The organism is Flavobacterium sp. UGB4466 (genome assembly GCF_903469665.1).
In the GTDB taxonomy this organism is placed as follows: domain Bacteria; phylum Bacteroidota; class Bacteroidia; order Flavobacteriales; family Flavobacteriaceae; genus Flavobacterium; species Flavobacterium lipolyticum.
Map to the genome: position 1 here is coordinate 20,446 of NZ_CAGKLC010000033.1, position 23,491 is coordinate 43,936.

21 protein-coding genes are annotated in these 23,491 nt (G+C 35.6%); 8 read left to right on the forward strand and 13 right to left on the reverse strand.

The features are described from left to right. The first annotated feature begins 149 nt into the window (after window positions 1-149). The 3 genes from JO950_RS10460 to JO950_RS10470 all read left to right on the forward strand — a co-directional run bounded on the left by JO950_RS10460 (window position 150) and on the right by JO950_RS10470 (window position 2,994). Window positions 150-1,205 (forward strand): type I restriction endonuclease, encoded by a 1,056-nt coding sequence (locus JO950_RS10460; RefSeq protein ID WP_202702587.1) that lies wholly within the window; start codon window positions 150-152, stop codon window positions 1,203-1,205. A gap of 11 nt (window positions 1,206-1,216) precedes the next feature. After that, window positions 1,217-1,426 (forward strand): hypothetical protein, encoded by a 210-nt coding sequence (locus tag JO950_RS10465; RefSeq protein ID WP_202702588.1) that lies wholly within the window; start codon window positions 1,217-1,219, stop codon window positions 1,424-1,426. Between the two features lie 215 nt (window positions 1,427-1,641). Next, window positions 1,642-2,994: a GH1 family beta-glucosidase gene (locus JO950_RS10470; RefSeq protein WP_202702589.1), complete on the forward strand. Its 1,353-nt coding sequence runs from the start codon at window positions 1,642-1,644 to the stop codon at window positions 2,992-2,994. Window positions 2,995-3,307: 313 nt separating this feature from the next. Here the strand turns inward: JO950_RS10470 and JO950_RS10475 are convergent, their stop codons facing one another. Continuing rightward, entirely contained in the window at window positions 3,308-3,925 is a 618-nt protein-coding gene (locus JO950_RS10475; RefSeq protein ID WP_202702590.1) for a hypothetical protein, read from the reverse strand. Between the two features lie 331 nt (window positions 3,926-4,256). On the opposite strand from JO950_RS10475, the gene JO950_RS10480 reads away from it, so the two are divergent. Both JO950_RS10480 and JO950_RS10485 read left to right on the forward strand, forming a co-directional pair. Further along, entirely contained in the window at window positions 4,257-4,439 is a 183-nt protein-coding gene (locus JO950_RS10480) for a hypothetical protein (RefSeq protein ID WP_202702607.1), read from the forward strand. Between the two features lie 54 nt (window positions 4,440-4,493). After that, complete coding sequence (locus tag JO950_RS10485) at window positions 4,494-6,218, forward strand: tetratricopeptide repeat-containing sensor histidine kinase (protein WP_202702591.1); 1,725 nt, start codon at window positions 4,494-4,496, stop codon at window positions 6,216-6,218. Window positions 6,219-6,366: 148 nt separating this feature from the next. On the opposite strand, the gene JO950_RS10490 is transcribed toward JO950_RS10485, so the two are convergent. Continuing rightward, complete coding sequence (locus JO950_RS10490) at window positions 6,367-6,915, reverse strand: 5'(3')-deoxyribonucleotidase (protein WP_202702592.1); 549 nt, start codon at window positions 6,913-6,915, stop codon at window positions 6,367-6,369. Between the two features lie 84 nt (window positions 6,916-6,999). Here JO950_RS10490 and JO950_RS10495 point away from each other — a divergent pair, with 84 nt between their 5' ends. From JO950_RS10495 to JO950_RS10505, 3 genes are all read left to right on the forward strand, one after another. After that, window positions 7,000-7,749, forward strand: a complete 750-nt coding sequence (locus JO950_RS10495) for a DeoR/GlpR family DNA-binding transcription regulator (RefSeq protein ID WP_070907378.1) — start codon at window positions 7,000-7,002, stop codon at window positions 7,747-7,749. Between the two features lie 172 nt (window positions 7,750-7,921). Further along, window positions 7,922-8,731, forward strand: coding sequence for a helix-turn-helix domain-containing protein (locus tag JO950_RS10500; RefSeq protein WP_202702593.1), 810 nt, complete (start codon window positions 7,922-7,924; stop codon window positions 8,729-8,731). 148 nt (window positions 8,732-8,879) lie between these two features. Next, window positions 8,880-9,437 carry a DUF4440 domain-containing protein gene (locus JO950_RS10505; protein ID WP_202702594.1) on the forward strand — a complete coding sequence of 186 codons (558 nt, stop codon included), beginning with the start codon at window positions 8,880-8,882 and terminating at the stop codon, window positions 9,435-9,437. Between the two features lie 98 nt (window positions 9,438-9,535). On the opposite strand, the gene JO950_RS10510 is transcribed toward JO950_RS10505, so the two are convergent. The 11 genes from JO950_RS10510 to JO950_RS10560 form a co-directional block, all read right to left on the reverse strand. Further along, a complete protein-coding gene (locus JO950_RS10510; RefSeq protein WP_202702595.1) occupies window positions 9,536-10,984 on the reverse strand; it encodes a TolC family protein in 1,449 nt (482 codons plus the stop codon). After that, window positions 10,977-14,144, reverse strand: coding sequence for an efflux RND transporter permease subunit (locus JO950_RS10515; RefSeq protein ID WP_202702596.1), 3,168 nt, complete (start codon window positions 14,142-14,144; stop codon window positions 10,977-10,979). Before JO950_RS10515 ends, JO950_RS10510 begins: the two co-directional genes overlap by 8 nt. A gap of 24 nt (window positions 14,145-14,168) precedes the next feature. After that, entirely contained in the window at window positions 14,169-15,251 is a 1,083-nt protein-coding gene (locus JO950_RS10520) for an efflux RND transporter periplasmic adaptor subunit (RefSeq protein WP_202702597.1), read from the reverse strand. A gap of 176 nt (window positions 15,252-15,427) precedes the next feature. After that, window positions 15,428-15,814, reverse strand: a complete 387-nt coding sequence (locus tag JO950_RS10525) for a hypothetical protein (RefSeq protein ID WP_237732335.1) — start codon at window positions 15,812-15,814, stop codon at window positions 15,428-15,430. Window positions 15,815-16,074: 260 nt separating this feature from the next. Then, window positions 16,075-16,479 carry a GNAT family N-acetyltransferase gene (locus tag JO950_RS10530; RefSeq protein WP_202702598.1) on the reverse strand — a complete coding sequence of 135 codons (405 nt, stop codon included), beginning with the start codon at window positions 16,477-16,479 and terminating at the stop codon, window positions 16,075-16,077. A 93-nt stretch (window positions 16,480-16,572) separates the two neighbouring features. Continuing rightward, window positions 16,573-17,184, reverse strand: a complete 612-nt coding sequence (locus tag JO950_RS10535; RefSeq protein WP_202702599.1) for a hypothetical protein — start codon at window positions 17,182-17,184, stop codon at window positions 16,573-16,575. A gap of 177 nt (window positions 17,185-17,361) precedes the next feature. Continuing rightward, window positions 17,362-17,754, reverse strand: a complete 393-nt coding sequence (locus JO950_RS10540) for an ACT domain-containing protein (RefSeq protein ID WP_202702600.1) — start codon at window positions 17,752-17,754, stop codon at window positions 17,362-17,364. Between the two features lie 21 nt (window positions 17,755-17,775). Continuing rightward, window positions 17,776-19,032, reverse strand: a complete 1,257-nt coding sequence (locus JO950_RS10545; protein ID WP_202702601.1) for an alpha/beta hydrolase-fold protein — start codon at window positions 19,030-19,032, stop codon at window positions 17,776-17,778. A 113-nt stretch (window positions 19,033-19,145) separates the two neighbouring features. Further along, window positions 19,146-21,017, reverse strand: a complete 1,872-nt coding sequence (locus JO950_RS10550) for a M1 family metallopeptidase (RefSeq protein WP_202702602.1) — start codon at window positions 21,015-21,017, stop codon at window positions 19,146-19,148. Window positions 21,018-21,231: 214 nt separating this feature from the next. Then, the gene (locus JO950_RS10555; protein WP_202702603.1) at window positions 21,232-22,812 is read right to left on the reverse strand and encodes an NADP-dependent glyceraldehyde-3-phosphate dehydrogenase; all 1,581 of its coding nucleotides are present in this window, start codon (window positions 22,810-22,812) and stop codon (window positions 21,232-21,234) included. Between the two features lie 77 nt (window positions 22,813-22,889). Continuing rightward, a complete protein-coding gene (locus tag JO950_RS10560) occupies window positions 22,890-23,201 on the reverse strand; it encodes a rhodanese-like domain-containing protein (RefSeq protein WP_202702604.1) in 312 nt (103 codons plus the stop codon). Between the last annotated feature and the right edge of the window lie 290 nt (window positions 23,202-23,491).

Genomic DNA, 23,491 nt, shown 5'->3' on the forward strand with positions numbered 1-23,491 from the left:
ACATTGAAAGAGGAATTTTATCGTCCTCTTTTTTCTATTTATAAAAACGGTAACATCCTACCGAAATTTCACCTCACATTATGGTTTTCCGTAAAATACAGAATCTGAATGGTTCTACTTTTGAATCTCTAACTTAAACTATAGAACCCATGGAAATTAACCTTCAACTCAAATCATTAGCAGACAAAATCACACAGCTTAAAAGCAAAATTGAAACTGAGGAATCTACCAAACATGCTTTTGTCCTGCCTTTCATTCATGCATTGGGATATGATGCATTTAATCCCTTGGAAGTTGTTCCGGAATTTACCGCCGACCTGGGCTTAAAAAAGGGAGAGAAAGTAGATTATGCTATCTTTCAAAATGGTGAGCCTATTATAATTGTGGAATGTAAAAGCTGGAAAGAAAACTTAACGGTACACAACTCACAATTGTTCCGCTACTTTCATGTCACCAAAACCCGGTTCGCTCTCTTGACTAATGGTATCAATTATCAGTTTTTTACTGATTTGGACGATCAGAACAAAATGGATGAAAAACCATTTCTGGAATTTGACATTACCAACCTCAAAGAAAACACGATCAGCGAAATTTCAAAGTTTCACAAAAGCAGTTTTAATGTTGATAATATCATTAGCAATGCAAGTTCGTTAAAATACATCAAGGAAATCAAAAAGCAAATTAATGCAGAACTTGAAAATCCTTCTAACGATTTTACCAAACTTTTCGCCAGTAAAGTCTATACCGGAAGATTAACCGAAAAAGTAATGGATGAGTTTAAAGATTTGGTTCAGAAATCCATCAGTCAATATATTAACGAGAGAATTAACGATCGCTTAAATGCTGCGCTGACCAAAGAAACAATCAAGCAACAGGAAGAACAGGCTGCTCCCCTTGAAGAAGAAAGTAAAATCTACACCAGTGAGGAAGAATTAGAAGGATATCGCATTATAGTTGCCATATTAAGACAAAAACTTCCGACAAGCCGAATCGTATATCGTGACACCCAGTCGTATTTCGGAATTTTATTAGACGATAACAATCGTAAACCGCTCTGCCGTCTTCATCTTAACGGAGGAAAAAAATACATCAGTCTTTTTAATGATAACAAAAATGAAACAAAAACCGTGATTGCATCAATCGACGATATTTACCAGTTCGGGAAGGAATTACTCGATACTGTTGGACTTTATGAAACCGAATAAAAACTATTATTATGAAATACACTTTACTGTTCTTTCTTGTACTATTAACTTCTTTTCATCCATTTGAAACCAAAGTATACATCTGTGGAGCGACAGGTGCTAAAAAATACCATTACAACGAAAACTGTCGCGGTCTGACTTCCTGTCGTAATGAAATTTCCAAAGTGTCTATTAAACGTGCACAAGGTCTTGGACTCACCCTTTGCGGCTGGGAAGATTGACCTTTACAGAGCAACAAAAATTATCTTAAACATTTGATAATAATGACTTTACATTTAATTCACATTAGTTTTATTAATTTGAATAAAACTAAACGTTATGAAATTCTTTAATCTAAATTTTCTGGTTTCATTCAAAGAATGGCTTTTTTTAAGAGCGATGCAATCTTCTTTCCTGCATTAATAAATTACAATTTTAAAAAGGAAAGTACCATTGAATGAATAAAGTTGAGACCTCATTTTTGCACAAAAACCAATTTGGAGATGATTTCTTGTGGGGTGTTTCAACCGCCGCTTTCCAAATTGAAGGCGCACACGATACCGACGGAAAAGGTCCTTCTATTTGGGATGTTTTTACCTCTCAGAAAGGAAAAATAAAGAACGGACATCATGCTTCAACTGCTTGCGATTTTTATAATTCGTACCAAAACGATATCGATTTAATTCGCGAGCTGAATATTCCGAACTTTCGATTTTCGATCAGCTGGCCCCGAATCATGCCTACCGGGGTTCCTCCAATTAATCAGGCCGGAATAGCCTATTACAACAAAATCATTGACGCTCTGCTATTAGCCGGAATTGAACCCTGGATTACACTATACCACTGGGACTTGCCTCATGATTTAGAGCAAAAAGGGGGCTGGACCAATCGCGAATCGGTTAACTGGTTTTCGGCCTACGTTGAAATCTGTGTGCAAAATTTTGGTGATCGCGTTAAAAACTGGATGGTAATCAATGAACCCTCCGTTTTTACAGGTGCGGGGTATTTTTTGGGTATTCATGCTCCGGGAAAAAAAGGCATTACCAATTACCTGAAAGCCATGCACCATGTCACTTTAGCTACAGCAGCAGGTGCCAAAATAATACGAAATCGTATCCCGGACGCTCACATTGGAACAACTTTTTCCTGTACGCATATTGAACCCGCAACTCAGTCTTCTAAAGACATTGAAGCAGCAAAACGAGTAGACACTTTATTAAACAGAACTTTTATCGAACCCATTCTAGGATTGGGTTATCCCCAAGGTGATTTACCGGTATTAAAGAAACTCAATGCTTATATTGTAGAAGATGATCTCAATAATTTGTCTTTTGATTTTGATTTTATTGGTCTGCAATGTTACACCCGTGAAGTTGTAAAATCGTCTTTACTTATTCCGTATATCGGTGCCGAATTAATCAGTGCCGAAAAAAGAAAGGTCATTTCAACCGATATGGGATGGGAAGTTTACCCTCCTGCCCTTTACGAGGTCCTTAAAAAATTTAATGCCTACAATGGCATCAAAAAGATTATTATTACCGAAAATGGCGCCGCTTTTCCGGATACTTTAAAAAATGGAAAGGTATATGATATTAAACGTACGCACTACATTCAGGACCATTTGGAGCAAATTCTGAAAGCTAAAAAAGAGGGTCTAAATGTTGATGGTTATTTTGTCTGGACACTTACTGACAATTTTGAATGGGCCGAAGGTTACAACGCCCGTTTTGGATTGATACATGTAGATTTCGATACCCAACAAAGAACCATCAAGCATTCGGGATTGTGGTTCAAAGATTTCTTGTCTTAAGATAAACGCTGTATAAAGTAATTTCCCTACACTTTCATTGACGAAATTAGAACAAATTTTATTGGCTCAAAAAGTAAAAAATACGACAACGAAATCTTATAAAATTTCTCTGTTAAAAAGTAAAAAAAATACCAAAAACCCTTGATTTCATTAGGTTTACTGGTGTTTTTTTCTTATCTTTATAGTATAAATAACAGCCAATATATGCCGAAAAAAATGCTCTTTACACGCCTAAATTTTGTTTCAAAAAATGATTCATTTTACTTCTTCCTGCATTTTATTTTTCAAAATGCTTCTCACCTTCATTTCAAAACTATTCCGTTTGATCTTTTTTCCGCACAAAGTATAAACGTGCAGAAGACACAAAAGCGACCGCCCCAACTGTAGCTGTAATTATTTTTCTGGGATAGATCTTCTTAACTATTTTTTTTGAGAGTACATACTTAAAATTATAGAAACGATTTCCTTTTTCGGGATAACTTTCTATGAGGTTGCCTTCTTCTATGATCTCGACCTCAGCAGCTGCATTAATTTCGACCACACTTATCATGTGTTTGACCTCATTAATTCGGCACTTTTCATTGTACTTTTTAAAAGGACGAGGTTGAAAGTCTACCATAATTGCTGCCAGATTTATGGCATCAATATTTGATGGATCAGTCTCTCCTTTAAAGAAAGTTTCGATCGGTCTGAACTTGTCTTTTTGTTCATTAAACTTATTTTTTCGTGTATGATCAAAATCCAAACACAATAAATTTCTGAAAACATTTAAGTCGTCCTGAGTCGGGTTATTTTCAAAAATAAGCCAACATAAGTCACGGAGCTTTGCGCGCGAAGGGTTGTACAAATAATCAAAGTATTCACCTTCTTTTTCGATCTCGTATTTGCTCTTAATCGCTTTTTTATATTCTTCTAATGTCTGGCTATGCATGGTATTTTTTTGGGAATTTTCGGGAATTGTTGGGAATCTCAGGAAAACGAGGGAATTCTGGGAATCCCTTACCATTAAAGGCTTTAAAGTGTCTTTTCTTTGCCATAGAAATTAGTTCAAGTTTTATCTGCAGATTAAAACAAAAATATAAAACTAGTTCAAATTAACAGTGTAAAAAAAACCGTAAGACCGATTTTATTCGGGAAGTATAAAAAACGTCTTACAGTTCTACACATTGTACTTCCCAAAAACCAAATTGGTATTGCCCTAACCAACCTCCGGACTATTTCCGGTCAGCAATACCCATGTCTAATTTCTAAATCTAAATAAAATGAAAAAGCTAATAATTTTTATCGCTTTCACGATACTATTCACTATGTTCTCCTGTACACCAGATGAATACGAAACTCCAACCAAACAGGAAAAAGAAAAAGCAATCATTCCAGCAAAACCAACTTTTGCTGATGGTCCTGGTGATAAGGGTACAACACCTCCTCCTCCTCCAGCGGAGTAAATATATATTTTTAGTATCTAAATTAATTACTATTTTCGGGGAAAGTAAATTTATATGTTACGATCCCCGTTTTTTTATTTTATTATCCTTCTTTTTCTTTTTTCCTGTAAAGAAAATACTACCAATAATATTAACACAGAAGCTATCCGTAAGGAGGCACTTAATTTACGAAACCAAGGGATTGAAAATCACAATAAACAAAACTTTAATACTGCTTTTGATCAATTCTATAAATCAAAACAACTTTATGAAACTTTAAAAGAAAGTGGAAAAAAAGATAGTGCCAATATCGGTTATATACTTATTATGATGGCGACAATTCAGCAAGTTAATGGAGATTACTACGGTAGTAAGGAAACCGTTACCGAAGCATTATCTTACGTAAAAAAGAATAGTGTTTATACTGCTGAAATAAATAATCGATTAGGAATTGCCGACAAAGAACTTTCACTTTATGATGATGCTATTTCTTACTATAAAGAATCAGCAAAAGATATTAAAAGTCCTATTGAAAAACTAGATCCTTTAAGCAATATTGCAGCTGTTTACATCCAGCAAAAAAAATATAACAAAGCAATCTCTTTACTAGAATCTATTTTAGGAAAAAATTCATTGAATAAAAGGTATCAAGAAATTGGCAATGTTATTCTTATAGATAACCTGGGTTATGCCTATTTTAAGAATGGAGTGGACGAAAAAGGATTTCAACTAATGAATGAAGCACTCAGGATCAGAAATGAAGCTAAAGATACCTACGGCAGTATTGAAAGTTATCTGCATCTTGCCGATTACTATGCTAAAAAAGATCTTCAAAAATCAGATGAAAATGCTCTTGCAGCTTACAACATTGCTACAAAACTAAACAGTGTAGACGAAAGATTAGAAGCGTTGCAAATTTTAATCTCAAATGATCACAGCCCCAAGACCAATCAATATGTACAAAGATATTTCAAACTAAACGACAGTATCATTAAGGTTCGCAACAACTTTAAAAATAAGTTTGCTAAAATTAAATACGATGCTAAAGTAGAGAAAGATGAAAATGCCAAACTTCGTTTAGAAAAAGCCCAAAATCAATTGTCTCTCCAAAAAGCTAAATATTTACGAATTGTATTTGCCATTGCTTTTGTTTTTTTAGCCATTCTAATTGTAATTGTAGTACGTTACTACAAAAATAAAAACAAGGCGATTGAATTTAAAACCTCGTACATGACGGAAGCCCGAATCGCGAAAAAAATCCACGATGAATTGGCAAACGATGTCTATAACGTAATTGCTTTTGCAGAGTCACAGCCTTTATCTAAAGAAAACACCCGAGAAAACCTACTCCAAAAACTAGATGATATTTACGGACGTGTTAGAGGAATCTCCAGAGAAAATAACAAGATTGAGACCGGTGCAGATTTCACTTACAGCATTAAAGAAATGCTTTCGACTTACAAAACCAACGAAAGAAACATTATTGTCACCAATTTAGAAAGCATCAACTGGGAAACGATTAACGATACTAAAAAGATCACCATTAGCCGAATCTTACAGGAATTAATGGTGAATATGAGGAAACACAGCAATGCCAGTATTGTTGGAATAAAATTTGAAAATAACGAGAAATCAATCGCTATAAACTATACCGACAACGGTAAAGGTTTTGAAAAGGCCTCTATTGCAAAAAATGGTCTGCAAAACATGGAACAACGCATCCAGGCCGTTAAAGGAACTATTACTTTTGATACAGCACCCGATAAAGGATTTAAAGCAAAGCTATCTATACCTAAATAAATTCAATATTATAATTTGACTATCTAATAACTTTCCTATACAAAAAAAGCCTTTCAAGATTACTCTCAAAAGGCTCTTTCCCTTCAAAAAACAGGCTAATAAAAAACTAATCCTGTATACTATTTCGTCATTCTAAGGCAAATAAACCTTAGTTTAAATTAGATACAATATCTTTTTCCAAAACTTCAACAGCTTCTTTCCAGTTGTTTACCCTTAAATGGTGCGTCAGATTAACGTTATGAAACGCGGTAAACATAATTGGTTTTCCCATGCAATGATCTAAGTTTTTCCTGTGATCGTCAATCATATAATCGGTATTGATAATTCGTTTACTGCCACATAAAATGATGTTTTCCCATGTGATAAAAGGAAAATGCTCTGCCAGCCAGGCTACTTTCTCAGCCAGTGATACCGGAAACTCAGTCGCAGCTGAAACAATAAATATTTCAAAGTTTTCCTGTAATCGGCGTAAACTTTCGACTGCATCGGGTATTACCGGCAGATTTCTGAAAAAATTATCTGCATTCAAAACTTTACGCAAAAGTACCCTGTCACTAAAAGCTTCTTCTTCGCTTAATCCCTGAATGCTTTCTTTTGAAAGTGAGGTTCCGCTCTCTTCGTTATAATCTTTTATTAATTGTGCTTCAATGTCGGCAAGTACGCCGTCCATATCGATGGCAATAGTTTTCTTTTTCATTTCGATTAATTTTGCAACAAATTTACGCAAATATTGCAAAGTATTGCAATTTTAACTTATTTTTGCAATATAAATTTGCACAACATGAAAAAAGAGGAACGTCAAAAAGTAATTTTAGAATACCTGTCAAAAGAACATCGACTTACTTTACAAGAACTTAGCGTCTATTTAAATGTTTCTGAAGACACGATAAGACGGGATGTAAAAGAACTTTCAGATCAGGGATTGTTAAAGGCTGTTCGCGGAGGTGCGGTTGCCCCGTCTCCGATTCCGCTTCATTTTAGAAACAGAGAGAAACATGACCTTGAAAACAAAAAAATAATAGCCGAAAAAGCAATCTCTTATTTAAAAGACGGACAGGTTGTTTTTATCGATGGCGGAACCACTTCATTAGCTTTAGTAGCCAGTTTCCCTTATGATTTGAAAATAACGGTTATTACCAACAGTTTCCCTGTAGCGGCTCTAATCGAAGATTTACCCAATATCGAATTGATTTTTGCAGGGGGAAGAATGTGCAAAACTTCTTTCGCGACTGCAAGTATAGAAACTATAGATTTTTTCCGAAATTTTAGAGCCAACATTTGTATTCTCGGTCTTTGCAGCATTCATCACGAACGTGGTGTTACGGGAGTTTTACACGATGATTCTCAAATAAAAAGAAACATGATTCAACACTCTGATTTTGTGATCGCTCTGGGCTCTATCGAAAAAGTAGGCACTGCTGAATCTTATTTCGTTTGTCCGATTAAAGATATTGACGTACTGGTGACCAATATTGATCCGGAGGATGAAACTTTAAAACCTTATCAAAATGCAGGAGTGACACTTGTTTAAAAACTTTTGGATTTCATTACACACTATAACATCAGAATTATAAACCTAAAAGTGCGTCTTTAATTTCTGTTCCCCACGATAAAATTCGCCTTACTATTTTTCATAACTTTACATCTATCAATAAATTAATCCTAAAAATCCATTTACTATTTGAAAATTAAACATCCGTAAAATGCAATTCCAATATTTTTTGCCATCAGAAATCCTGAAGCCTTATATCAAACATTACTATATTTTTGAATCAGATTCGGATAAGGAGTTTGAAGACACGGTATTTCCGAGTGGCGAAATGGAAATTATTTTCAATCTTGGCGATGGCATTTGGGAATCATTGGTTGACCAGACTTTCTACAAAACTCCAAAAATTGAATTTTGGGGGCAGATCACTAAACCTCTTTCCATAAAGTCACAAGGCAAACATATGATGTTAGGAATTCGGTTTTATACTCATACTGCAGCTTATTTTTTTAAGGATGATATCGGAATATTCAACAATCAGATTTTCGATCTAGAAGATATAGTTGGTAATCCGATAAAAAAATTACACGAACAGCTTTTAGAAACTTCTGATATAAAAAAAAGGATCGAACTGATCGAAGCATTCCTGATACAAAAAATTATAACAAACGATAAAAGAGCGGATAAGATTGAAAAAGTAGCTCACATCTTATCGAGTTTACTCAACGACCCGACGGAAAGTAATATCAACAGTATTTCGGTAAAATATGGTATAACGCCCCGTTATCTTCATAAACTAGTCTTTCAGCATACGGGACTCGCTCCAAAAGCATTCAATAAAATCAAACGTTTCCAACACAGTCTTAAGCTCATTAACACTACCGAATATCCCTTTACTTCTATTGCTTATGATTCCGGCTATTTTGATCAATCCCATTTTATAAGGGATTTTAAATCCTTTACGGGAACTACGCCAACTTCCTATTTAGAGAACCAGTTCCCTATCAATCAATTAATTATTTAAAAAGAATACGCTGCATTACAGAATTAATTCTTAGTACCTTAGAAACTAAGCCCCTTTATTTAAAATTCAGTTCCGATTTGTACAATTCAGACGTTTTTAACCTGACTATCTTTGACAAAAATAATAGTCAATCAAAAAACTTTATACTATGAATTCTTTTACCACTACATCAGAATTGAATCCAAAATCAACCTTTTTCTTAGTGCGTTTTTACAACCTATTTTTTAATCGAAATCTCATTGATCCGACATTCAAATTCATTGCAATTGTCTTGTTGCTTTCCGGCTGTACTTCTTCTTCAAAAAATAAAACAGCAGATTTAAGCGAAGCAAAAAAAGCAATACAGGAAAGCAATGCCATTTATTTTGATTCTTTTAAAAATAATGATCCCTCCCTATTCATAGACCGATATGCTGAAGATGCTTCTATCTTACTCCCGAACGCACCACAAATTTATGGAAAAGAAGGTGCTGCCAAATTTTTCAGAAAAGCTTATGATGAATATGGTCTAAGAGGCGGAAAGTTTATTACCACAGCAGTATACGGTGACGGTGTAGAGTATGTCACCGAAGAAGGTTTGTGGCAATCCTTAAACTCCAAAGGTGAATTAATGGATGATGGAAAATTTTTGGTTCTCTGGAAGAAAACTTCAAAAGGCTGGAAAATGTTCAGAGATTCTTTTAGCAGTAATCGAGAAGCTAAATAATTGAAATAATCTCTTTTACATTCGTTTCGCCCGCAATTAAAAAAGCCTCTCAAGTATAAAATCTTGAAAGGCTTTTGTCTACAAATTAAAAAGCAATATTATTTCCAACCACCGCCTAAGTCTCTGTAAACATGGACTGCAGCATTCAATTGTTCTTTTTTAGTATCTACCAATTCCAGTTTGGCTTCTAATGCATCTCGTTGTGTCATTAAAACCTCAAAATAATCTACTCTGGCCGATTTAAACAAATCATTAGAAACATCTATTGAAGTGTTCAAAGCATCTACCTGTTGCGATTTAAGATCATACCCTTTTTGTAAGTTTTCGATCTTCGAAAGTTGATTAGACACTTCTAAATAAGCATTCAAAATGGTACGATCGTAATTGTACAAAGCCTGAAGCTGTCTGGCATTTGCGCTGGCGAATTCTGCTTTAATCGCATTTCTGTTGATCAGTGGTGCAGCCAGATCTCCGGCTAATGAATACAGAAGTGACTCCGGAAATGTTAACAGATAAGAAGGTTTAAACGCCTGTACTCCTATCGCAGCTGAAATGTCTAATGAAGGATAGAATTCTGCACGTGCCACTTTTACATCTAATTTTGAAGCGACTAATTCTAATTCGGCCTGTTTCACATCAGGACGATTTGCCAGTAATTGAGACGGAATTCCGGAACTCACCGCAGCCGGTAGTAAGCTCAGGAAGTTGTTTGTATTGGTTCTTTTGATTTCCTGTGGATATCTTCCCAATAAAAAGTTGATTTTATTCTCCGTTTCTTTTATTTGCTGAAGAATTCCAAATTCCAGACTTTTTGAAGTTAAAACCTCTGCTTCAAACTTCTTCACGCCCAGTTCGGTTGCTCTTGCCGCCTGCTTCTGAATTTTTACAATTTCCAAAGCATTCGTCTGTAATTTGATGGTTTGTTTTACAATGTCCAATTGGGTATCTAAAGCCAGTAACTCATAATACGAATCGGCTACTTCGGCAATAAGATTCGTAATTACAAAGTTCTTCCCTTCTACCGTTGCTAAATATCGGTTTAAAGCTGCTTTTTTAGAATTGCGCAGTTTTTTCCAGATGTCAACTTCCCAGTTTGCATAGGCCGAAATAGTAAAATCTCCCAATGGATCCGGGGTCTTTACGCCTGGTTTGATATCTGTATTGGCATCACCCGCACCCTGACTGGTGTAGCGCCCCACTTTCTCTACTCCCGCTCCGGCACGAACACCAACAGTAGGCAGTAGAAGTCCTTTTTTTACACGAATGTCATTTCTTGCAATCTCGATTTCCTGCAAAGTAATGTTTAATTCCTGATTGTTCTTAAGCGCGACATCAATTAGCTCTACCAGATTCTGATCTTTAAAATAATCTTTCCACGCTAATACTGCCGTATTGTTGTTTGCATCCTGACTCTGAGTTGTTGTACCAAACGACTCTGGAACTGGTGTGCTTGTTGTTGTAGTCTCAGGAGCAGGGGCTTTACACCCTGCAACCATGAGACATGCACTCAATGCAATACTATATTGATATGATTTGAATTTATACATGATTGTTATCAATTTCTTCTGTTAATGGATTTTCTTCTTCATGTTTCACTAATTTGTATCTCTCTGCTATTTTTCCAAAGATGTAATACAATCCAGGAATCAAAAACACCCCACAAATCGTTCCGATAAGCATACCTCCTGCCGCAGCAGTACCAATCGTACGGTTACCAATTTTTCCGGGACCGGTAGCAAATGCAAGTGGCAATAAACCCGCAATAAAAGCAAAGGAAGTCATCAAGATTGGACGGAACCTTGCTTTGGCTCCTTCCATTGCTGCTTCCAGAACTGATTTACCTGCAGCATGTCGCTGGATTGCAAACTCTACAATCAACACAGCATTTTTACCCAATAAACCAATAAGCATTACCATGGCCACCTGTGCGTAAATGTTGTTCTCTAATCCTGTTAATTTCAGTAAAAAGAAAGCTCCAAAAATACCTGCCGGTAAAGAAAGAATTACAGACAATGGTAAAATAAAACTCTCGTATTGAGCAGCCAGTACCAGATATACGAATCCTAAACAGATCAGGAATACCCAGATTGCCTGATTCCCCTGTGCTACCTCATCAGCAGAAATACCTGCCCAGTCGATGTCGTATCCTCTAGGTAATTTTTTGGCGGCAACTTCCTGAACAACTTTAATTGCCGTACCGGAACTATATCCCGCTGCAGCAGATCCACTAATTTGTGTAGAAGTGTACATATTGTGTCTTGTGATTTCAGAAAGTCCGTATACTTTTTCCAATCTCATAAAAGCGGAATAAGGTACCATTTCATCACGGTTGTTTTTCACATACAATTTTAAGATATCATCGGGCTGAGCACGATATTCCGGAGAAGCCTGAACAATTACTTTATAGTTAATTCCGAATTTAATAAAACTGATTTCATAGTTACTTCCCACAAGAGTTGACAAGGTATTCATGGCATTTTCGATAGAAACTCCTTTTTGTTGTGCCAGATCATTGTCGACTTTCATCATGTATTGAGGAAAACTCGAGCTATAAAAACTAAACACGTTAGACAATTCCTGATGTCTGTTCAATTCAGCAACAAAATCATTATTTACCTTTTCCATTTTTTTGTAATCTCCGGAACCTGTTTTATCCAATAAACGAAGTTCAAATCCTCCGGCAGCACCATATCCCGGTACAGCAGGCGGTTGGAAAAACTCGATATTAGCTCCTGCAATATCTTTACATTTTTCCTCCATTTCATGCATGATCTCCAAAACAGATTCTTTTCGATCGCTCCAATCCTTAAGGTTAACCAAACAAGTTCCTGAGTTTGCTCCTGTACCTTCAGAAAGAATTTCGTAACCTGCCAATGAAGAAACTGATTTTACTCCGTCTATATCTTCAGCAATTTTCTGAACTCGCTCTGCAATATTGTTGGTTCTTTCTAATGAAGAACCCGGAGGTGTCTGAATTACAGCATAGAACATTCCCTGATCCTCATTCGGAATAAATCCGGAAGGAACGGTGCTGCTCACTAACCATGTTCCGGCACAAAATCCTAACAAAGCAATTATAGTAACGGCTCTTCTGTTTACGATCTTACCTAATACATTTTGATATTTCCCCTGAGCCAGATTAAACTTATTGTTAAAACCATCTATAAAAACATTAACAGGTGTTTTCTTTTTAGGCAGAGCATGATTATTTTTTAACATCATAGCACAAAGTGCCGGTGTCAAGGTTAAAGCCACAATACCCGAAAGTATAATCGCCGTTGCCATAGTAACTGAGAACTGACGGTAAAACACCCCAACAGGACCTGACATGAATGCCACCGGAATAAATACCGCCGCCATCAGGAATGTAATCGCTATAATTGCCCCTGCAATCTCATGCATCGCTTTTTTAGTTGCTTTAAAAGGCGACAGATGTTCTTCTTCCATTTTGGCGTGAACTGCCTCGATCACAACGATCGCATCATCGACGACGACTCCAATTGCTAATACTAAAGCAAACAAAGTAATTAAGTTCAATGAAATATCTAAGAAAGTCATGAATACAAAGGTTCCGATCAACGATACCGGTACCGCAATTGCCGGAATAACAGTCGAACGCCAATCTCCCAAGAAAAGAAATACCACTAAACCTACCAAAATAAAAGCTTCTACCAGCGTGTGGATTACTTTTTCGATAGAGGCATCCAAAAATTTAGAAACGTCGTATGAAATCTCATAATCCATTCCTTTTGGAAATTTTTGCTTAATTTTTTCCAATTTCGCTTTTACCTCCTCAATAACCTGATTGGCATTACTTCCAAAAGACTGTTTCAATACAATAGCCGCAGAAGGCTTACCATTTAAGTTCGAGTAAATATCATACATCGAACTTCCGAATTCAATATTGGCAATATCTTTCAAACGTAAAAGTTCTCCGTTAGCATTGGATTTTACCACAATATTTCCATATTGCTCTTTTGTGGTAAAACGTCCGGAATATTTCAATACATATTCAAATGCCTGAGAACGTTTACCTGAACTTTCTCCTGTTTTACCCGGAGAAGCCTCCAAACTTTGACTTGACAATGCTTCCATTACCTCATCGGCAGAAATTTTGTACGCCAGCATACGATCCGGTTTCAGCCAGATACGCATAGCATATTCACGAGTTCCCAGGATATCTCCGGAACCAATACCATTTACCCTTTTCAATTCTGAAAGTACGTTGATATCAGCGTAGTTGTACAAGAACTTCATATCGGTATTTTTGTCTGTACTGTAAAGGTTCACGTACATCAACATACTTGGCACTTCTCGGGTAATTTTTATACCCTCTCTAATTACCAATGGAGGCAATTTATTGGTAACCGAAGCTACACGATTCTGAACGTTAACCGCCGCTTGGTTGGGATCTGTTCCTAAGTTAAAAACTACTTTTATAGTCGCCTCACCATCATTTCCGGCATCAGAAGACATGTATTTCATTCCCGGAACTCCATTTAAAGCTCTTTCTAAAGGAATAATAACGGCCTTGATCATCAATTCACCGTTAGATCCGGGATAATCTGCAGTAACATTCACCATTGGCGGTGAGATTGTAGGGAATTGCGTGATAGGTAAATTTAATACCGACAATACTCCTAAAAAGACAATTATAAGCGATATTACTATCGACAGTACAGGTCTTTGAATAAATTTATTAAACATTTTTTATTTTTTTAATGATTAAACCTATTCTGCTTTTAAGCGTAAATTGTTCATTACCGCTTTAGGAGATTGGAATTCATATTTGATTTTGTCGTTTTCTTTTACTTTTTGAACTCCTTCAAGTAAAATTTTATCGGTATCGGCAAGTCCGGTTTTTATCACGTACAAATCAGGGATTTCGCCTGTTATTGTGATTTCTCTTGAATTTACTTTATTGTTTTTATCGATTACAAAAACGTATTTTTTATCCTGAATTTCGTAAGTCGCTTTTTGAGGGATTACAATGGCATTTTTAAGCGGAACAATCATCTGAACCTGTCCTGTTTCTCCATTTCTAAGCAATTTTCCTGAATTAGGGAAACGTGCTCTGAACGCAATATTTCCGGTTTCATTATTAAATTCGCTTTCGATAACTTCTACATTTCCTTTTTCTTTAAAAGTTTCACCGTTAGCCAAAACCAAACTTACTCTGTTATCAGCGCGGTCTTTTACATCGGTTTGATACTGCAGATATTCCGGTTCTGAAACATTGAAATAAGCAAACATCTGACTGTTGTCTGAAAGACTTGTCATCAATTCACCTTCATCAATAAGGCTTCCTAATTTTAATGGAATACGATCGATAGTTCCGTCAAACGGCGCTCTGATTTCTGTAAATGACAAATGAAGTTTTGCCAATGCTACTTCGGCTTTTGCAGATTGCAATTTTGCCTGTGCTACACTTAATTCGTTCTTAGAAACGATATTTTTATCTGCCAGTAATTTGGCATTTTGAAGTTCTATTTCTACTGATTTTTGTTCAGCTTGTGCTTTTAGTAATTCTGCCTGATACATATTGGGCATAATTTTAAACAACAGCTGTCCTTTTTTTACAAATTGTCCTTCATCCACAAAGATGTTTTGTAAAAAACCTTTTTCCTGAGCACGGATCTCAATGTTACGTACTGATTTGATTTGTGAAACGTACTGTTTCGTAAACGAAGTGTCTATTTTTACCGGATTGGTAACAACAAATTTTTCTACTTCTTCTTTTTCTTCTTTTTTAGTTGTACAACTAGTTAGGCACACCAGGGCAATTAAGCCTGTGAACAAGATAATTCTTTTCATGATTTTAATGGAAATTAAGCGATTGAGTGCTTGGAATACAGTGATTCCTTTAGATGAAAAAATGCATCAGGTGCCCTTAGTCAGAACTTAACTTTCATATAAGATGAAGTAGCAAAAAAATACATCAACAAAATATGCAGATCACAACTTAGGCAACCGATGTATATATTGTTGAATCAAATTCTTAGTACTCGTTGAGTAATGTAGATAGGATTTGAGTTGCCAAAGAATGGCAGGAAGATTTTAAAACGATTATAATCGTTTGCAGCAGTTTGACTGGTAGCAAAGGAAAGATACCAACTGTCAAGTAAGCTGTAGTTTGTTGCGAACAAATGATTGGAAAGACCACCTTTAAGATCATCACTTCCCACGCATTCTTCTTCAGTATCACAGTCCGCATCTTCTATGATCGAACTGCCCTGATCCTGATTGGTGAATTTCACACGGTGTCTTTTCTCAAGATGATGAGAATGAGAGTCTTTAGGAGTACCCGCATTAAGATATTGCCCTCCGCCAAGCAGAAGCAAATTCATAAATACTAAAAAGACTATTAACTTTCTCATTTGGTTGCGAAAGTAAGGAAAGTATCGAAAGAAAAAAAGATTTTTTTATAAGCTTTAACATTTATTAAAATACGAAAACGTTTTCAGGATTTTATTGCACTCAAATTATGATTAAAAGTTGTGCTTTCTTATCAAAAAATCATAAAAAATTGAGTCTGATTCAGAATCAAATGGATAACATTTTAAAAACCAGCAAAAAAACATCAAAATCACAAATACATGAGGATATAGATTTTACGATTAAAAGTGCATTTTAATTTTTAAATTAAAACTTCCATTATGGTAAATTCCTGTCCGGCTTTTGTAAAAATCTGCCCTGTATCCTGCATGCCCAATTTCTCATAAAAAGCTTTTTTGTTAACTCTGGCGTTACACCAAACTTTTTTCAATTTCTTTTCTTTTGCTAATTGCAAAATATATTTTATAAGCTCAGAACCAATGCCTTTCCCCTGACATTCTTCTAGTGTCGCCAGCTTTCTGAACTGCATTTCGTCATCACTGATGAAACAGGAAACAATTGAAACCAACTTATCCTGCACAAACACGCCAAAGTGTAATCCTAAAGCATCTTCTTCTAACTGTACAAATTCAAACGGCTGATCGGGCCACATTACTTCATGCCTGATCAGCCAGGTCTCCGAAGCTAATATTGTTTTGATTTTCATTGTTTTGCTTATTACTCCAGATTAATTACTCTTTTACACACAAAGATATTTCATAAAAACAAAAAAGGGAATCTAAGTTGATTCCCTTTTTTACTATTCTACTTTTATATAAAATCGCTCTGTATTATTGTCGGTTATTTTTTCAATACCTCCATCTCCCTTCTTAGCAACATTAATAACATGCAATTCGTTTCCATTTATGGTGCAATTCCAAACTGTACCATCAGATAAAATAATGTCCGAAAACAATGCATCTGATTTCTCTTTGTTGTAATACACTAATTTTTCAGACTTGATAAGTTTTTTTTCCTGCGTTTTCTTATTTTTCTCATACGAAGAGATTTCATTATCCTTGATCTCAATTAATTCCTCAAAATCTTTCTGAGAAGCTGCATTGTTTTGATTAGCAGCCCAAACCGGCTTATCTCCAACCATCTTCCAGGTACCAATGGCCTGCTTTAAAAGATGTTCTCTCAAAACTGTTCTTAAGGTATCTACTTTTTTAATCGATTCCTGACCTATTTCATTATCAGGTTTAATTTTAAAGGCAATATAAAATAAATCAATCGCTTTCTTATAATCCGCTTTTTCGTAGTAGTCTAAAGCTAATTCGTATCTGCTTTTCTGAAATGCGATTTTAGGATTGTTTTGGGCAAAGCTTTTAAAAGAGATTAATAAAACAATAAAAAATAGTTTCTTTTTCATTAATAATGTAGGTTTTCATTTTTTTTGCAAACGTAGTTTTTTAATAGCAGACTTCCACATCCTTTTTAACTTTTTTTAATGCAAAAATTAAGATTTAACTTACAGATAGTCAGGGTGAAAATTCAATAACTCTGCCTCTCTTATATTTACCGCCACTTTTTACCATTTTACCCTAATTTAGACTGAAAATAAATTTAAAACCTCCATAGCCTTGTCTGTGTCTTTTTTAGCCACAAAGATATGATCGTGGTAAAAAGCAGCCACAACATTACAGCTTATTCCATTCTCAGAAAGTGCCTTTGAAAATGCTGCTGTCAAACCAACTGCTTCTAATGATGAATGCACCGTGAGTGTGATCCAGGACATTACAACTGAGTAATCCAGTTTTAAGGTATCTGCCGTTTCTTTTTTCAAAATCAGAGTAATTGCTTCATTTTCTTTGAACAACATTACAATATCTTCCATAGCTATGTTCTCCATCTTTTCTACTTTACAGAAAACATAATCTCCTAAATTATGCTGAGGTTTCATGCTTTTAAGCAATTTTTCCAAATCTTTTTCTCCTGACATTTTAAGTTTTTGTTAAATCGGTTATTTTAGTTTTTCCAGCTTTTCCTTTGCTTCCGAAAAATTTTTATCCAACAGCAGCGTCTTTTCATAACTGGCAATTGCATTTTTCTTATCTCCATTAGCTTCATAAAAATCTCCAAGGGAATCATACACATTTGGACTTTGAGGATAATTGGCAACATTTAACCTGAACAGATAACCTGCCAGCTCCATATCTTTTTTACCCAAAGACTGGTAGCCATATGCATTAATGGTATTTTCAGGAACATTAACGGTATAACCTAAGTGTTTTGAGACATTTTGGAAGTGCTTTTCAATCTTAGTAAACACCGCTTTATTAAAGTTAAACTGTTCCGTAATGGAAAGTTTTAACTGATTGAACTTAAATAGAAAACGCAGACCATCATAGATTGCGATCAATGGTACAGATCCGTGATTATCATCGCTGTAATACTGGTACTCATAATTCAGATTACTCTTTTTATTGTTCTCCAAAAAATCATTGAAATCTAAAATGGAGCGGATATGTTTGGTAAGAAGTGTTGTATCTTTTCTAACTTTTTCAATATTCATCCCCTCATCCATAGTATTTGCAGCCGCCATAAATAAGGAAACTTTTGACAGGTTTTTATTGGCTAATTTTTTCTTCGTATCTGCTAAAAACTTCTGACGATCCCACCACAAACTTGGATCGATCGCAATATAAGAGTGAAATAAATCCGTATGATTAGCCAGAATATTCAAGGCTGTCAACCCTCCAAAAGAATGTCCAATCAAAGTTTTAAAAGGTGCTGTGGGGTATTTACCGTCGATATACGGAATCAATTCTTTCTGAAGAAATTCAACAAATTTTTCTCCTCCCCCAGACTGATCACTCAGGCTTTGGGGTACAAACGGGGGATCAACCTCCGAATGGGTTGGGGTTAAATCCCGATTCCTATTGGTGTTTGTTATACCCACTATAATCATTTCAGGACAATTTGTGTTTCCGTTCACTTCGCTCATTTCTTCAATTATCCCAACAACGGAGCTAAAATGTCCCTCTGCATCGAGTAAATAAACGACCGGGTACTTTTGCTTTGCTAAACCAGTATTTCGGGCACTTTTAGGAAGATGAATCCATATTTTTCTATTTTCATTCAAAATTTTAGACGAAATACTATCTATGGTTCCTATTTCAATTCTATTTTTATTTTGAGCAAATGCCAAACTCGTTGACAATACAAATAAACTGAAGAAGAGTATCTTTTTTCCAAAAACAATTTGTAGACTATTCATTTCTTATGGACTTTTTCAATTCGTTACTAAAAATTCAAAACTTATTGTGCTGCTTTTATAAAACACAGAAGTCGTCTTTTTAGTTAAAAAAAAACGACTTCTGTGGTATTCTTTTATCTTCCTGACCAGGTATTGTCGGCAGGAGTGGCATCCATAAAAATACCACCATCTAGAACTACTTTTTTAATTTGCTTGCTGCTCTTCACTGTAACTGCGGCCAGTTTTTGATTCGCCTGCCAAACAGCTGGTGTGCTATGAACTGTTTCTGTCGTATTATCTGCGTAGGTCACAATGGCATCAAACGGAATGGCAAAACCACCAACATTGGCAACAGAAATAACATTCTTAGCCACCTTTTTAACGGAAAGATCTAAGTAATTATTCGTGAAAAACCAATTATCAAAAAACCAATTCAAATTTTTACCCGAAGCTGTATTGATCGAATTAAAATAATCCCATGGAACCGGGTGTTTACCATTCCAATTGTCCATATAGGCATGCAATGCTTTTTTAAACAAATCATCACCCAACAAGTCTTTTAAAGCCAGGTAAGACAAAGAAGCTTTTCCGTATGAATTATTGCCGTAACCTGAATCTGATAACTGTGACGACATCGTGATGATAGGCTGATCTTCTTCTGTAGACGGGTCATTTATATATTGCTCTACTCGAAATTCTTTATAAAACTTATCGGCAGCTTCTTTTCCATGCTCCGCGATTCCTATCAAATATTCAAAAGTTGTCGCCCAGCCTTCGTCCATAAAAGCATAACGCGTTTCGTTGATTCCCATATAAAAAGGAAAATAGGTATGAGCTACTTCATGATCCTGAACCAATTGTGCAAAAACAGGATCTCCCATTTGCGAATCATTGCACATCATTGGATATTCCATATCTGCAAAGCCCTGAAAAGCCGTCATTTTAGAATACGGATAGGGAACTCCCGGCCAATTGTGTGAAAAGAAATCCAAAGCATATTGGTTGTACTTAATCGAATTTTCAAAATCGGTTCCTTTTACATCATAAGCTGCTTGGATACTGGCACGTCGCTTTGTTTTTTTATCCACAATTACACTTCCGGCATCCCATAAATAATGATCACTTAAGCCAAAACACACATCTGTAATGTTTTTAGCTTCAAATTTCCAAACGTTCCAATCGCTTTGTTTTGTTACCAAACCGCTTTTCATTTCCTGCTCATTGGCAATGTGTAAAATTTCATCTGTTACGTATGATTTTTTTAAACGTGCAGCAAATTCAGGCTGTAAGACCTCATCCGGATTCAATAAATCTCCTGTTCCGTAAACCACATAATTTTTAGGTGCTTTTACAGAATACGTATAATCATTAAAATCATTATAAAACTCCTGACCTGAAGTATGAGGCAGGTTATCCCATTTGTTGTAATCATCAAAAACAGAAACACGAGGATAACTATAGGCTACAAAAAAAGTCGTGTTGTCGATTTGCCCCTCTCTCCCGCTCACTTCTGATAGCGGATAATTCCAATCGATATCAATTGTAATTTTACTATGAGGCGGCAAAGGTTTCTTCATTTTTACGCTCCCAACTGTACCCCAGCTTTTTGCATCTTCTTTGTAAACTTCGCCTTCGATTTTCAAATTTGTAATTGTCAATCCTTCTGTAAAAAAACCTTCGCTATTTAATACCGCTCGTGGCGAAGTTTTTTTATGAATATTATTCACAAATCTAATTCGCAAATTTCTTAACGTATCATTACTGTTGTTTTCATACACGATCGTTTCGGTCCCGCTAACTACTTTTGTATTGGCATCTACAGTCAAAGCCATGTCATATTTACCATGATTTTGCCAATAATTTTTCCCGGGTTTTCCATCCATAGAACGAACACCGTTCGTATAAGATTCTTTAATATTTCTTGGCATGTAAAGTTCCTGTGCAAAACTATTTTGTGCTAAAAACAAAAACGCTATAAATAGCAATTGAAGTGATTTTTTTTCCATAACTTGTTTTAAGATTTTGGTGGTTTGATTGATTATAGTAGTTAGATGACATTTTTAGCTTTAAGTTACATTATTCAAAAAATTTATTTCTAAAAATAAACAATAAAGTTAAAACCTCAATCACGCAGAAAATCAAAGACTTAAAAAGAAAATAAAAACCGTCCAATTCAAAAAGAAAAAGACGGCCTCTACAATTAATATATAACCTTGGAAACTACAAAATATAATCGGTATTAATAAAATTCGATTCCCTGCTGTTTAGCAATTCCTGCAAAATTTCATTGTTATAAGCGATATCTTTTGAAGCCACAAACGTACGAATAGAGAAAGAACGCAAGGCATCCGGAATACTTAAAGTTCCTACAGCAGAATCTTTACGCCCCGTAAACGGGAAGGCATCAGGGCCACGCTGACAAGAACTGTTGAGGTTTACTCTGCATACTAAATTTACTAAGGCATCAATAAGCGGTGCCAAAGTTTTAATATCTTTTCCAAAAAGACTCACCTGTTGTCCGTAATTCGATTCGGCCATATCTTCAAGCGGCTCGTTGATATCTTTGAAAGAAATAATGGGAACCACCGGTCCAAACTGCTCTTCATGATACACGCGCATTTCTTTGTTTACGGGATACAAAACTGCCGGAAAAATATAATTTTCACTATGCTTCCCACCTTTTTCATTCAATACTTTTGCGCCCTTATGTAGGGCATCATCAATTAAGCCCTGAATGTATTTTGGCTTGTCCGTTTCCGGAAGCGGTGTTAAAGAAACTCCTTTTTCCCAAGGATTTCCAAATGCCAGACCGTCTACCTTTTCAGCAAAACGTTTATTGAATTCTTCCGCAATAGATTCATGTACGTACAGAACTTTTAATGCCGTGCAACGTTGTCCGTTAAAAGATAAAGTTCCTGCAATACATTCCTGAATCGCCAGATCTAAATCGGCATCGGGTAAAATAATAGCAGGATTCTTCGCTTCCAGACCTAAAATCAAACGCAGTCTGTTTTTATTTGGATGCTGATCCTGTAATGCTATGGCCGATTTACTGTTTCCAATTAGTGCCAAAACGTCAATTTTTCCCGACTTCATAATAGGCGAAGCTACTTCTCGGCCGCGGCCGTAAACAATATTAATGACTCCTTTCGGAAAACTGCTTCTGAACGCTTCCAGCAAAGGCGAAATACATAAAACACCATGTTTTGCAGGTTTAAAAATCACAGTGTTTCCCATAATTAAAGCAGGAATCAACAATGAAAAAGTCTCATTCAAAGGATAGTTATAAGGTCCAAGGCACAAAACTACCCCAAGTGGCCCACGACGAATCATCGCATTTACACCCTGTACTTTTTCAAAATGAGAACTACGTCCGTTCAGTTCTTTATAACTATCAATGGTATCCTGAATATATTCAACGGTTCTGTCAAATTCTTTTTGCGAATCGCCCAGATTCTTTCCAATTTCCCACATTAAAAGTTTCACCACCTCTTCGCGGGTTTCCTTCATCTGTTTTACGAAATTTTCCATGCATTTAATACGGTCAACCACCTTCATCGTTGGCCATAAACCCTGACCTTTGTTGTAAGCGGTATTGGCAGCTTCCACTACTTCAGCAGCCTCTTTCTCTTCCATAAACGGAATCGATCCTAATAAAGTTGGTGTGTATTTTTCGGTTGAGGAAATGGTCGAAAAAACCGGGGTTGTCTGTCCCGTCCATGGTTTTAATTCTCCATTTACAAGATAAGTATCTTGATTGATCAAATTTTTAATTTGAAATTCTTCGGGTATTAAACTCATAATTTGGTCTGTTATAGTTTGGTTATTAATAGCATTTGAAAAAGAAAAAAGAGGCTTTATAGGCCTCTTCTTCTCTCTTATGGGTTTACGGTTTCACCTTCCCAATCCAGAATTCCACCAAGCAAATTGTAGGCATTACTAATCCCTAACTCATTCATAATCTGACATGCTTTGGCACTTCTGGCACCAGAACGGCAATACACATAATAATTTTTGTTTTTATCAAGCTCTTCGATTTCATAAATAAACCCTTGTCCTTTATTAATGTCGATGTTTACGGCATTTTCAATATAGCCGTCATTAAATTCGTCTTCAGTTCTTACGTCCAGTATAACTGCATTCTCGTCAGCAGTCAGCTGATTAACCCAATCTTCTTGTGATAAATTCATAGTAAATGTGTTTTTGTAAAATTACGACGTTTCTATTGATTAAAAACGTGCCAAATGCGATTTCGATTATTATTCTCAGAAAACGTTTTAGAGAAAGTACTATAATCAGTGAAAAGCAAATTTACTTACTATTTTTAAAAATATAGTCTATAAATTCGATAGAAAATAGGATTTTTTCATTTACACAAAACACCTCTTAAATATAATTTTCTGATAATTTATACCATTGCAATCCCTTATCTTTGTAATAAATTATAGATTTTAATTTTAATTTAATAAAAATGTTCTTT